The organism is Salinisphaera sp. Q1T1-3 (assembly GCF_003602005.1).
Taxonomy (GTDB): Bacteria; Pseudomonadota; Gammaproteobacteria; order Nevskiales; family Salinisphaeraceae; genus Salinisphaera.
The window spans coordinates 1-12,886 of record NZ_QZWD01000002.1 but is presented as its reverse complement, the minus strand read 5'-3'; the positions used below and the strand labels follow the sequence as shown (position 1 = coordinate 12,886).

Here is a 12,886-nt window from a genome sequence, read left to right as displayed (position 1 = left end):
TCGTCGAGCGGGCAGAACAAGCTGCCCGGAGCCGAGCACGCTTGGCGCGGGCTCGCACGAAACCGCAACAGGCCCTAGAATTGCGGCCCGGCTTGATCACGCACGCGCATCGTTATGGCTCAATACATCTTTACCATGAACGGCGTGGGCAAGGTTGTCCCGCCGAAGAAACATATCCTGCGGGATATCAACCTGTCCTTTTTCCCGGGCGCCAAGATCGGCGTGCTCGGCTACAACGGCGCCGGCAAATCCACCCTGCTGCGCATCATGGCCGGCATCGACACCGAGTACGAAGGCGAAGCCCGGCCGATGCCCGGTATCAACATCGGCTATCTGCCGCAGGAACCGGAACTCGACGACGCCAAGGACGTTCGGGCCAACGTCATGGACGGCCTCGGCGAGCTCGCCGACAAGCTCGCCCGCTTCAACGCGATCAGCGAAGCGTTTGCCGAGCCGGATGCCGACTTCGAAGCCCTGCTCGCCGAACAGGCCGAGCTGCAGGAAGCCATCGACGCGGCCGACGGCTGGGACATCAACAACACGCTGGACCGCGCCGGCGAAGCCCTGAACCTGCCAGCCTGGGACGCCGACGTCGCCAGGCTGTCCGGCGGCGAGCGTCGTCGTGTCGCCCTGTGCCGGTTGCTGCTGTCCAAACCGGACATGCTCCTGCTCGACGAGCCCACCAACCATCTCGATGCCGAGTCGGTGGCCTGGCTGGAGCGCTTCCTGAGCGATTTCCCGGGCACGGTCGTCGCCGTGACCCATGATCGCTACTTCCTCGACAACGTCGCCGGCTGGATCCTCGAACTGGACCGCGGTCACGGTATTCCCTGGCAAGGCAACTATTCCTCCTGGCTGGAACAGAAGGAAAAACGCCTCGAACAGGAAGCCAAGTCCGAGGCCGCGCACAAGAAAGCCGTCTCCGCCGAGCTGGAATGGGTGCGCTCGAACGCCAAGGGCCGGCAGGCCAAATCCAAGGCGCGTCTGCGTCAGTTCGAGGAACTGCAATCGCGCGAATACCAGAAACGCTCCGAGACGAACGAAATCTATATCCCGCCGGGCCCGCGCCTGGGCGATCTGGTCTTCGAGCTGCACGATGTCTCCAAGGCCTACGGCGAGCACACGCTCTACGACGATGTCTCGCTCAAGGTGCCCCAGGGTGCGATCGTGGGCATCATCGGGCCCAACGGCGCCGGCAAGACCACCCTGTTCCGCATGCTCACCGGCGAGGAAACACCGGATTCCGGCGAAATCCGCGTCGGCGACACGGTCGAGCTGGCCTACGTGACCCAGTCGCGCGAGGAACTGGATTCCGAAAAGACCGTCTGGGAAGAAGTCTCCAACGGCCAGGACATCCTGACCATCGGCACCTATGAAGTGCCTTCGCGAGCCTATCTCGGGCGCTTCAACTTCAAGGGCGCCGACCAGCAGAAACTGGTCTCGGAACTCTCGGGCGGTGAGCGCAATCGGCTACAGCTGGCCAAGCTGCTGCAGAAAGGCGGCAACGTCCTGCTGCTCGACGAACCGACCAACGACCTCGACGTCGAAACCCTGCGTGCTCTGGAACAGGCCCTGCTCGAATTCCCGGGCTGCGTCATGGTCATCTCGCACGATCGCTGGTTCCTCGACCGGATTGCCACCCACATCCTGTCGTTCGAAGACGACGACGTCGTCTTCCTGGAAGGCAACTACCAGGATTACGAAACCGACCGCAAACGCCGCCTCGGCAGCGCGGCCGAAGGCTCGGGCAAGGCCAAGCACCGCAAGCTGGCCTGATTGCCACACGGCATCGCGACCCAATCAAGCCCCGATCTGTTGATCGGGGCTTTTTTGTGTGGGGCGGCTGCTTTCGACCCAAAGCGGACTTCATCTATCGATTTGGCCGGCCACTTCTCGCACTTGCGTTGCCCACATTCGCCGGGGTAGCCAATTCGAAGCTAAGAACCAAAGCAGTGCGGTCGCTTCGCCACCAATCAGCAGACCGAACGCCCAGCGCTGGGCATTAGGCTCTGATCCAGAAACGATCGAAAACAAGTCGATCAACCCACCCACGGCATACTGAAGCAAAAACCCGGCGAGCGTCGCACAGAGATTGATTAGGCTGACGACACGCCCCGCCCAGGCGTGCGGCAACTCCGTCGTAAGCCACGCGTACGCCAAGATCGGCCCCGCAGTCAGTAGGCCCAACGAGGTCCAGGACGCGGTTGGCATAGCGCGCGGGAAAAATGCAATGAAGCATTGAGTTGCAATGAAACCGCCGGTAATTCCGGCCATCATCCATTCCAGGCGCGCACCACGTTTGACCAACCATCCGGTCAATCCGCTCAACACGATCTGACCGACAACGATTGCCAGCGCAAAAGCAAATAAAACGTTCGCGGCCGCAGTCGAGTCGAGATCGCTGACTTGGCGTAACCACACGCCGCCCCACAGACCTTGATACGCGAGCCACGTCCCTTCGCACATAAATGTGAGCGGCCAAACCCGTCGGAACAGCGGGTGCCCTACGACTTTTCGGAACCCGTGCAACACTTCTGCCAGCGTCTCTGATCCCGAGGCATCGATGTCCTCGGATTCGGAAGGAACAACAGCAAAAATCAGAATAGCAAGCAACGTCGTGATAGCAGCAAGGCCAAGAAAAAACGACTGCCACGAGATGAGGCTTAATACAGCTTCGACCGGGCGCGTTGCAGCCAGTGCTCCTAACCCGGAGAGTCCAAGCAAGGCGCCGTTGACCAGCGGGAGCCGTTCTCGAGGCCACGATAAGACATTGGCGCGATAGGCACCGGCCCAGCAGGCGCCAAGCCCGAGACCGAGCAACAGTCTTCCACCCACCGCAGCTGGGTAACTAGGCATTGTGAACAGCACGGCGCCGGCAGCGGCGAGCAGCAACATCGGAGCTACAACCCGTCGCGAGCCATAGCGATCAAGCAGGACACCGACCGGTATTTGTGCCGCAGCGATCGCGATCAAGAAGACACTGGATAGAAAGCCGAGTCCGACGGGGCCGATATCGAACGTTTGGCGAAGCTCCGGCGCGATGACGCCGTTGACGTTGCGATACAACTCGGAGATCAAATACGCGGCGGTGAAAGGCAGAAAAATCGTCAGAACAATTTGCCGCGATGATCTGCGGAATATTGGCCAAGGCATCACTGCTCCGTTCGATCAAAACCGGACCAATCGAAAGCATTCAAGCGTGCTCGGAACGCTGATTGGCAAAGGATGCACTATATTCCGGTGGCCGTAGCGTGCTGTCTGCTGAATAATGAGCCGAGGTTACTTGCAATAATTTCATGTGTGATGGACAGCCTTCCGCCTTATCACGGCCTTCGCGTGCTACTAGAGGTTGCGAAAACCCAAAGCATTCGGGAGGCAGCGCGCGGGCTGAAACGCTCGGAATCCTCGATTAGCCATCAAATACGTAGCCTGGAGCGCAGACTCGGTGAGACGCTGTTAGAAAAACACGGCCGAGGGATTCAGTTGACGCCGATCGCCCTTAGCTACGCTCGGTTACTCGCACCGTCTTTCAACTCGATCGATGAAGCGGCTGCCAGACTGAATCGCACGCCCAATGCATCGTCGGGTGTCAGCCTCACACTCTCGCCATCATTGGCGACGCTATGGCTTATACCTCGGCTTGGCGAGATTGAAGCACTCGAGCCCGATATCTCGCTGCGCTTGGCGACGACTATGCGTATCTTGAATCTGGAGAGAGATGAAATCGACATTGCGATTCGGTATCGCTCGAATAGCGATAGCGCGGAGAGGCATCCAGCGGGATTTTCCGAACACGCGTTTCCCGTTTGTGCGCCGGCTGTCGCGCAGTCGCCGAGCGAATTCTGGGCATATATGAAATCGGGACGCGTCATCGGTAATGAAGCCCACCCAGATGACTGGTCACGCTGGCAAAGCAAAGAACATGATGGAACAGCTCGCATCGAGCCAACAACGCGCATGGCCGATTCGACGATGACGCTTGAAGCCGCAGCTCAAGGGCATGGCGTGGCAATCGGGCGCCTTCCGCTCGTCAGCCGAATGCTCCGTGACGGGCGATTGGTCGCGCCCATAGGAACGAACGCAACCTCGGGCGGCCGATATGTGGTTGCAACGCGTAGCTCAGCCACCGACGTATCTGTATTTCGCGTAGCTGACCTGCTTGAAAGATTTCTGAAAGAGGACTGCGAAATCTGAGTCTGATCCTCTCTTCCAACAAGAAGCGACCCGAAGCGGACATTTACACTTCGGTCTGCTCCGCCATCTCGAGAGCGTCATCGACCTCGATCCCGAGATACCGCACGGTGCTCTCGAGCTTCGAATGGCCGAGAAGAAGTTGAATCGCTCGCAGGTTTCGGATGCGTCGGTAAATCAATGTCGCCTTCGTGCGACGACGCGAATGCGTCCCATACTCGAGCGGATCGAGTCCAATGCTTTCAACCCAGGATTTCACGATCCTGGCGTACTGTCGTGTAGACAAATGTGACTCTGGGTTCGATCGACTTGGGAAGAGATACATATGCTTTCGCAGTTGAGCTACAGCGACCCAAGCAGCGATGGCAACACGGGTTTGTTCGGTCAACTCAAATTGAACAGGCCGTTTCGTTTTCTGTTGAACAATTGCAGCGCGGGGTAACACCCGACCACCATGGGAGATGTCGATCGTCCTTAGCGTAACGAGATCGCAGCCTCTAAGCTTGCTGTCTATTGCAAGATTAAAGAGAGCCAAGTCTCGCGTATGCTGCGCAAGCTGCAATCGAACCCGAATACCCCATATCTCGGGAAGCTTAAGCGGCGGCTTGGGACCGACGAGCCGCCCTTTATTCCATGGCAAACGTACTGTGGCCGAAATCGAGTCGATCGCGTCTATTTCTTGATCAACCATCAGCGATGCCTCCTCTCGTAGATAATCGTCGCTAAAGTTTCGGCATCGCCGCTACCAGCAAACGCCCATCGATGGTTAAAAGCCCAACCCCGATCATGGCTACACCTGCATAATCCGCTGCATCAAGAGACTCTCCGAGCACTGCTACCCCCAAGCCCGTGGCGACCGACGGTATCAACAACGTCACGAGTAGCAAATTCGTGGCACCAGCACTTTCCAGCAGTCGGAAATACAGGATGTAAGCGAGCGCCGTAGAAAAGAGCCCCAGACCCACGAGTGCTAGCCAGACCGTCAACCCGGTGTTCGGCAATGGCAACACGGAACCAGAAACGAGCATCAATACTAGGAGCACAAGGCTGGACATCGTGACCTGACCGGTCGCAACCGCGATTGGATCGACTTGCATTTGTTTGAACCGTCGGCCGTACACGCCTAGCGCAGGCGTAAGAAAAAGCGGCGCCGATAATCGTGAGCTGAGCTATCAGGTTTTGGCCGATGTGAATCACGCTGCTGAAGCCAACGACCATCGCGACACCAAAGAAGCCGATGATCACACCGATCAGCTTGTTCGGCGTCATCCGCTCGTCCGGCAGGCACGCTCCGGCGACTAGTACGGTCAGAAATGGAGTGGCCGCGTTCAGTATCGAAGCCAGTGCCGATCCGATATCTCGCTGCCCCCAGACGATCAGCGAAAACGGGATCACGTTGTTCAGTGCAGCCATTACTGCAAACGCCATCCAAATGCGGCGATCGCGCGGGATCGAGAGGCCGATAAACAGCGAAAAGCACCAAAGTGCTATGGCCGCAAGTGCAATCCGCAGGAACACGATCGCCAATGGCGAGACCGCGTCGATCGCGATTTCAACAAAGAAGAATGATCCACCCCAGAGAAGCGCGAGCCCCAAAAGCATGGCCCACTCGCGCGCTCCCATCTGTTGATTGATTGAACTCATCGCCGAAGACCTCGCGTGGTACAGGACACGCGATAGTTCTAACGACCGACAGATCGCGGCACAGTCTAATTCTTGCCCTTTCGTTCATCCGATTAATCGGCGGCCGTGGTTTGCTCACGGCTGCTAACCGCCGATTTCGCTTCGCGGTCAAGCAAATCGCGCTTTCGAGCGATACCCCACCGGTATCCCGATAGCTCTCCGTCACTTCGCACGACACGATGGCAGGGAATCGCTATTGCTAAGAGATTGGACGCACATGACCGCGCGACCGCCCGTGCTGCTTTCGGTGCACCGATTCGCTCCGCGATCTCGGTGTAACTCGCCGTCTCGCCACAGGGAATTTGTTGAAGTGCTCGCCAGACGCGCTGCTGAAAAACCGTGCCTTGGATATCCAGCGGCAGATCGAGACCGTTCGCGGGCCTTTCGACAAACCCCACGACCGCCGCGACATGCGCTTCGAACTCTGGGTCTCCGCCGATTAGTTCAGCGCAGGCGAAGCTATCCTGTAACTGCTTGATCAGCACATCCGGATCGTCGCACATCGTGATGGCGCAGATTCCACGCGTCGTCCCGGCGACCAAGATGGCACCGAGCCTGGTTTCACCAATTGCAAACCGAATGACGTGATCGGCGCCCTGGCTGCGATATGACTCCGGTGCCATACCGAGCGAGCGGCTACCTACTGCATAGAAATGCCCGCTTGATTCGTAACCGGCGCCGAATACTGCGTCGGTTACTCGCTGACCATCGGCAAGCGCGGCTCTGACGCGCTCGTCACGACACGCGATTGCATACTGACGCGGCGTCATTCCGACCGCTTGTTTGAATAGACGATGGAAATGGAATCGACTCATGCCAGCCTGCTCGGCAAGCACGGAAAGCTGTGGTGCCTTTTCGCTTTCCTGAATGAGCCGACAGGCGCGGGCAATGCGATCGGCTTTATCTGCTGAACGTGGCAGCCCATCCGGCCTGCATCGCTTGCAGGGCCGAAAGCCCGCGTGCTTAGCTTCCTCCACGCTCGCGAAAAAGACGACGTTCTCGCGCCGCGGTGGTCGCGATCGACAACTGGGTCGACAATAGATACCCGTTGTTTTGACTGCGTAGAGGAACTTACCGTCCGCTTGGGCGTCGTTGCCAAGTACCGACGCCCACCGGTCTACATCTTGCTGCTCGCTCATATCGGGCTGGCTCGATATTCAGTACTCCGAGCCAATTTACATCCGCAGCCGCTATAGCACGTCCTGAAAGTTGCTTTGTAATTCGTTGGGCACGTTGATATTGCGGTAAGGGCGATTGCTTCCGACCCATAGCGGTCATCAGAGCGGGCTGGAAACCGTAGTCTCTCCCGGCCTGCTTTCGATATCGTCCGGACCGTAATAAGTGTAATTCAGGTGCGCGCCATCCGGTGCGACCACGGTATGGAACAGACCAGAGGGCGCGGTTTCCGTAGTGACATCCAAGCGTCCCAGCAGGTGAAATCCGGCTGACATGACAACGGGACTTCCGTCATCAAGGAATTGAAGCGCCAGGATAGTGCCTGGTGCTGGCCTCGCGATGCCGTCATACCAAGAAACCGAGAACTGACCCGTGCGGATGGACCATATCTGCTCTTCTGGAGGTGCGTAACTCTCTTTGAATTCGTTCCAAAGCACGTGGCTATCCGGTGTCGGCCAATCCGGGGACTCGCTCTGAGCTATTACCTCATCTGAGTTCAGCCAAGCGTTGAGCTCAAATGGATTGGCAAATTCAGCGCCTGTATCGCTCACAGCTTTTATGGCTGCGAGCCTTGAGCCAAAACCTGCTTGCATAAGCATGGCGGCGCGTCGGTCTAGGGTGCCTGTCTCTACGGCGGGAACGGCGAGGCCAACTTCAAAGTCTTCAATAGTCATTTCGCCGAGCTCACCGCCGACGTTATCGGCATTGGCCTGCGCCCTAACTCGGACGGCCTCCATTCCCCAAGAGAGTTTGTAGATCAAGCCGTTTTCAATAAACCGGAGGACATCGGAATCAACCTCAATTCCGGCTCCAGCGATGGGTGCGCCTCTCAGCCAGACGGCGAGAATATCGCGCCAATTTCCAGGGAAAGGAGCGGGAATGAACGGCGCAATGACAAATATTATCTCGGCAAGCGCCACTATCGACGCTACCGCTTGCTCGACGTCTCCGGCCAGAATTGCCCCATTCGCTTGAATAAGAAGCTGGTTTGCTGCGACAGAAGCGGCATCAAGCTGTTGGCCGGTAGTAAGGCCGACACCTGCGAGAAAATAACCTCTTCTTTGTGAGACCGTGCTGTTCGCCCAAATCGTGCTTGCGCGTGAGATTAGTGCCGATCGCAACAGGTTTTGAATCGGTTGATTACGATGCGCGATCCGTCTTTGCCAGAGTGATGATGCGAGAACGTCATCAAGGCCCGCAGCAATTTCGTCGGCCGTCAGGGCCTGATCTCCAAGCAGACCGAGGATTGCGGTATCCAGAACCGCTAGATATTTGCGCCAGTCGCCTTCTGCTTGCTGGCGATCATCGGCATTTTCAGTACCAATCTCAGGAAAGTCCCAGGTGGCGTTGTTGAGCACATACTCCTGCAACTCGACAATGCCTGGATTGCCAAGGGCTACGTTGAGTCGGACTAGAAATGTGAGGACAAGCCGGACAAGCCCGCTTTCCATTTCGTGACCTCTCGCTGCGCCTATCAACTCGTGCCATTGATTACGCCGATACTCGTGGTTGCTGAAGATCGGTAAAAGAACCAATCCCTCAACGTCTACGAAAGCGCGTCCTGCTCTGCCTATGACGTTCTTGAACTCTGAGGCGGGTATGATTTTACGAACGCGGTGCAAGGAATGTATTACTACGGCAGTTGCCGACAAATTCAGCCCTTGTGCCAAGGTAGGCGACGATACTGTGATCTTGAGGACGCCGTCTCGCAACAGACGTTCCATTTCCTTTCGGAAAGGTGCGGGAAGAGCACCATGGTGCACGGCCACGCCGATTTGAAGACACGCTAGTATGGGATGCGTTTCGCCTAACCACTCGCGTCCGATAGCTAGAACGCTCGCCAGTTTGTGTTGATCGACTTCAAGCACGGAATCGAGGATTCCGCGCGAAACGAGATCGACGATAGCTTTCGCAAAAGGCTCGACAGACCTACGAATTGGGCAGTAAATCAGGACCGATTGGCCATCCTCGACGAGGCGCCAAGCTGTCGCGAGCACGAGTTCTCTTTGGTCACGTGGAAACAGCGCCGTTCGTCGCCCGGATGTAGGAGCTCTTTGGCCGAAGAAATTGGGAACCCAAGGCGATTCATCGCCGATACGCAGGTCTAGTCGAGCATGATTTCCACGCCACAGAACTTCACCGAAGCGAATGCGGGTAGGCCGCCAATCGGAAGTGACAGCACCGCCTTCTTTGTCACGCCTGACCCAAGACGCAAAGTCGTCGAATTGGTCACCGTCAGGGAGGATGGCTGACAAGCACACGATACGTCGTTGGTGGGCGTCCGGTCTTCTTAGCAGCCGTTGTATCTGCACTTCATAGCGTACTTCCCTCTCCCCCAGTCCAATCATGTGTCCTTCATCGAGAACGACAAGTCCGACATCATCGATGATGGTCGGATCATTTCTAAGGGCGAAGTCGAGCTTTTCTGGGGTCGCGACAACAATATCTCGCGCTTTTAGAACATCTCCCTCGAAGTTGCTTGTCCCGATGCTGCCATATAGAGAGGAAATGCTTTTACCCAACGGGCCGAAGGTCCGTTGCAAACTCATCTCAGTCTGCGCAGACAAAGCTCGCAGGGGGGTAATAAACACAACGCGCTTTCCTTCGGAAAGACAACGCAAGATGCAAAGTTCTGCAACACGAGTCTTTCCGGCGCTAGTGGGAAGCGAGACAACGAGGTCATCACTAACATCAACCGCGCGCCGGGCGGCATCGATCTGTGATGGCCAGAGGTCAATCTCCGCTCTGCGGCGTTTTAACAGAGAAGCGATGAATAGGCCTCGTAGTGATTGCCAGTTCGCTTCGTCACCTTCGGGCGGATCAGATGGCAATACGCTGTGGAAGCTTGAACGCCACAAATCTTCAATAAGGTGAATTGCAAGACGAAAACACCACCACTGCGGTACCAAGTTCAGCGCGCCGCATTGTTCAAGGCCAACCGCGAGTTCGGCCCGTGCACGCTCAACCAGATCCTGCTCGCCTGTTTGAAGAGCAACAATGAACGTCCCTAAACCACTATAGAAAACATCCGTAAGAGCAGTGTCCAAGGCGTCCATTACTGGCTCGGACGATTCAGCGTCCCCGAGATTTTCGAGTTCGCTATCAAGTTGTTCTGCCAGCCGGCTATCTGCTGCAACGCCCTCAATGCGCCAAGCGGTTATTTCGGATTCGATTTCATCAAGTGAGCGCAGAATAAGCAGTGCTAGCGCACGCTCGATTCTAGAAAGATTGGCGCTCTGTACCGAAGCTGAGAGCATGGAAAACGCGCGCGCCGAAAGATGACCTAGGTGAAATGCCGAGGCTGCTAGGAGCTTGAGAAAACCACGTTGAGGGCTTGCGGGATTTCCCCTCGAGACGACTGCCTCGATAGCTTCGCCGGCATGCTCGAACGCGGAGCGCGCGAGTGCTTCATTGCCCTTTTCCTTACAGAGCCGCATAGCCAGCGACAACAGCGAATCCCCATAGGAGGCGAGATCATATGAGAGAGTGCCCGCAAACGGGGGCGCATCCTCCGGCAAAACGCCGTCGCGCCAGATCATTGCGCGGGCCTGTCCTCGTGCAAGAAGTCGCCGTCTGAAAGCCGGCTCAATCGCGGATTCTACGGCGCTTTGGAGTTCTTCAAGATTCATCGCCGTTCAAAACCTTTTCGTAGACACTCGCGATGAATGCCTGATGCTGGATGATCCTGAGCCCCACGGAAAGCTGTGAAACTTGGCCACCATAGCTCTCCAAATCGGTTTTGAGAAAGCCTTCTGGATCATTTCCCGAGAACGAGAAGATCATCTGCGTTACCTGCGCAGCGGAGATACCGTCGCGCAATTGCGCCATGTCGATTGCATCGGCTAAATCTTCCTTCCCAAGCTCGAGTAGGCGCTCGGACAAAAACGTCAACGTGTGGCTGGAAGGAAGGCCACTGTCGCCATCCAAAGCCTCACGTGCGTTTTCTATCGTGCGCGCACCAAGAGCTGCTGCGCTCTTGGCTTCCACCTTTAGGAAACCGATTCTTTCATCACCCGGTAGCAGGCGAATGCCAATCACATCGTCGCCACGCATCGACATTTCTCGATGGTCCTTCCATCGAAGTCGTTTGATCGGCGTGGAGAAGCCCGTGCGCTCGTCTATGTATTCAGTTGCGAGTATCTCGCCAAGATCACCGGACTGCTTTGTCTTTTCTGTTGGCAACTTCGTTCGCAGTAGGCCGGCGACACCCGGCTTGCCGAGGTTCTCAAACACTCTGGCGAAGTGTTCCGGGGAAGTATAGTGTTCGGGAACAACGGCGGCAGCGCGCTCGCAAGCTTTATCTAGCTTCGGATCAGCTACCGTGAGCAGGCGAATATTGTTTGCGCCTACATCTTGGTCTTCTTCAACGCTCCATTCTGGAAATAGAAGCATGGGGCCACACCATCCGGTCTCGTCGCACTAAAGCGCATCCTGGCTAAAAACCTGGGCTTGTCTTGTCGTTCGCCCAGCTGCAACTGGTATAATCAGCAATACAGGCCAACACTGCCATATGACTGGCCTTGGCCGATACGTGTAGGCGCCGAACGAGCCGCGCAGTTGGCTCGTTCGGCAGCAACGTCATACCTCTGTCTGTTCCGACATCTCGAGCGCGTCATCGACCTCGATGCCGAGATAGCGCACCGTGCTTTCCAGCTTCGTATGTCCCAGCAAGAGCTGCACGGCGCGTAAATTGCGCGTTCGCCTATATATCAGCGTGGCTTTCGTGCGACGCATCGAGTGCGTGCCGTAGTCAAACGGATCCAGGCCGATGCTCTTAACCCACGATTTAACGATTCGGGCGTATTGCCGCGTGGATAGATGTAGAGAATCCGACACCCGGCTCGGAAACAAATAATCATTGGCTCGCAGCGCGACGGCGCTTATCCATACTTCAATCGAGGTACGCGTTTGCTCTGTCAGTTCGAACTGTACCGGTCGGCCCGTCTTCTGCTGAACAATCGCGGTGCGGGACAGTACGCGACCACCGTGCGCGACGTCTTAAACCTTCAGCCTAACCAGATCACACCCGCGTAGCTTGCTGTCGATCGCAAGGTTGAACAGGGCGAGATCCCTTGTCCGGGTCGCTAGCTGTAGTCGTACTCTAATACCCCATATCTCCTTGAGCTTTAGCGGCGGTTTCGGTCCTACTAAGCGGCCCTTGTTCCACGGAATGATGGGGCCTTTAGAATGAGCGCCTTCCAATTGGTCGATATACTCCATGACGATTCCTTTTGTTGAACGGAACCGTCAATATCCGACCGATCACTCGTGATCAGTTAGCGACCAAAAGCGGTCGAGTAGGCTCGGGTGGCTCCACTCCCCTGGCTGCCCGCCTGCAGCCTCGATCAACCAATCCAGCCCTTCGTTAGCAATACGGCTCATTACCTCCTCGAGCTTGGCAGAATCCGGGTTATCGAAGGCCCGCAACATCATCGTATAAAGTTGGGCCGAGCATAGGAGGCACATTCGGCTCATCGCTTCTGCTTTTTGGATGTTCTGCCGCGTATGTTCTCCGAGGGAAAATTCACCATGCACTACGCCTGAACGTGCGCGGTAAATAGAAATGGCATTTTCATACGCTTTATCCGGGTTAGCACCCGTTTACACGGACGGTTCGAAACGGGTTGAGAGCCGCTGTTTCTCGGCTTCCAGCCTACGTCGTATCCGGTGATTGTGAAATCGCTCGATGTAGTCGAAGACATCTGATCCGGCCTCGGAGCGGGTTCGATAACGACGCCGTCTGACGCGCTCACGTTTGAGCATGCCGAAGAAGCCCTCGCATGCGGCGTTGTCACCGCAATGCCCGACCGCACTCATGCTGCTGATCAGATTCTGA

General features: G+C 56.7%; 9 protein-coding genes and 2 pseudogenes. 2 read left to right on the top strand and 9 right to left on the bottom strand.

Annotation, left to right across the window (positions count from 1 at the left end; genetic code table 11):
• The first annotated feature begins 114 nt into the window (after positions 1-114).
• A complete protein-coding gene (gene ettA, locus D3260_RS02280; protein ID WP_120096951.1) occupies positions 115-1,776 on the top strand; it encodes an energy-dependent translational throttle protein EttA in 1,662 nt (553 codons plus the stop codon).
• Positions 1,777-1,866: 90 nt separating this feature from the next.
• Here the strand turns inward: ettA and D3260_RS02275 are convergent, their stop codons facing one another.
• The gene (locus D3260_RS02275; RefSeq protein WP_120096950.1) at positions 1,867-3,153 is read right to left on the bottom strand and encodes an MFS transporter; all 1,287 of its coding nucleotides are present in this window, start codon (positions 3,151-3,153) and stop codon (positions 1,867-1,869) included.
• A gap of 72 nt (positions 3,154-3,225) precedes the next feature.
• Between D3260_RS02275 and D3260_RS02270 the strand changes: the two genes are divergently transcribed.
• A complete protein-coding gene (locus tag D3260_RS02270; RefSeq protein WP_120096949.1) occupies positions 3,226-4,194 on the top strand; it encodes a LysR substrate-binding domain-containing protein in 969 nt (322 codons plus the stop codon).
• A gap of 43 nt (positions 4,195-4,237) precedes the next feature.
• Here D3260_RS02270 and D3260_RS02265 read toward each other — a convergent pair whose 3' ends face one another.
• The 8 genes and pseudogenes from D3260_RS02265 to D3260_RS02230 form a co-directional block, all read right to left on the bottom strand.
• On the bottom strand, positions 4,238-4,882 hold the full coding sequence (locus D3260_RS02265) for a tyrosine-type recombinase/integrase (protein WP_120096948.1): 645 nt from the start codon (positions 4,880-4,882) through the stop codon (positions 4,238-4,240).
• A 31-nt stretch (positions 4,883-4,913) separates the two neighbouring features.
• Entirely contained in the window at positions 4,914-5,246 is a 333-nt protein-coding gene (locus D3260_RS18040) for an EamA family transporter (protein ID WP_370456275.1), read from the bottom strand.
• Between the two features lie 214 nt (positions 5,247-5,460).
• Positions 5,461-5,793, bottom strand: a pseudogene (locus tag D3260_RS18035) (EamA family transporter); the annotation flags it as partial.
• Positions 5,794-5,927: 134 nt separating this feature from the next.
• On the bottom strand, positions 5,928-7,013 hold the full coding sequence (gene ada, locus D3260_RS02255; protein ID WP_120096947.1) for a bifunctional DNA-binding transcriptional regulator/O6-methylguanine-DNA methyltransferase Ada: 1,086 nt from the start codon (positions 7,011-7,013) through the stop codon (positions 5,928-5,930).
• A 138-nt stretch (positions 7,014-7,151) separates the two neighbouring features.
• A complete protein-coding gene (locus D3260_RS02250; protein ID WP_120096946.1) occupies positions 7,152-10,679 on the bottom strand; it encodes a DEAD/DEAH box helicase in 3,528 nt (1,175 codons plus the stop codon).
• Positions 10,669-11,442, bottom strand: coding sequence for a Hachiman antiphage defense system protein HamA (locus D3260_RS02245; protein WP_120096945.1), 774 nt, complete (start codon positions 11,440-11,442; stop codon positions 10,669-10,671). The genes D3260_RS02250 and D3260_RS02245 overlap by 11 nt, the downstream gene beginning before the upstream one ends.
• 186 nt (positions 11,443-11,628) lie before the next feature.
• Positions 11,629-12,270 (bottom strand): annotated as a pseudogene (locus D3260_RS18030) (tyrosine-type recombinase/integrase).
• Positions 12,271-12,651: 381 nt separating this feature from the next.
• Positions 12,652-12,886 (bottom strand): IS3 family transposase (locus D3260_RS02230; RefSeq protein ID WP_147418080.1); only part of this gene is annotated, 235 nt, incomplete at its 5' end.

Bases quoted from the DNA above. Each gene is read 5' to 3' on its own strand.
- ettA (WP_120096951.1), top strand. From the start codon at position 115: ATGGCTCAATACATCTTTACCATGAACGGCGTGGGCAAGGTTGTCCCG.
- D3260_RS02275 (WP_120096950.1), bottom strand. From the start codon at position 3,153: ATGCCTTGGCCAATATTCCGCAGATCATCGCGGCAAATTGTTCTGACG.
- D3260_RS02270 (WP_120096949.1), top strand. From the start codon at position 3,226: ATGCACTATATTCCGGTGGCCGTAGCGTGCTGTCTGCTGAATAATGAG.
- D3260_RS02265 (WP_120096948.1), bottom strand. From the start codon at position 4,882: ATGGTTGATCAAGAAATAGACGCGATCGACTCGATTTCGGCCACAGTA.
- D3260_RS18040 (WP_370456275.1), bottom strand. From the start codon at position 5,246: ATGTCCAGCCTTGTGCTCCTAGTATTGATGCTCGTTTCTGGTTCCGTG.
- ada (WP_120096947.1), bottom strand. From the start codon at position 7,013: ATGAGCGAGCAGCAAGATGTAGACCGGTGGGCGTCGGTACTTGGCAAC.
- D3260_RS02250 (WP_120096946.1), bottom strand. From the start codon at position 10,679: ATGAATCTTGAAGAACTCCAAAGCGCCGTAGAATCCGCGATTGAGCCG.
- D3260_RS02245 (WP_120096945.1), bottom strand. From the start codon at position 11,442: ATGCTTCTATTTCCAGAATGGAGCGTTGAAGAAGACCAAGATGTAGGC.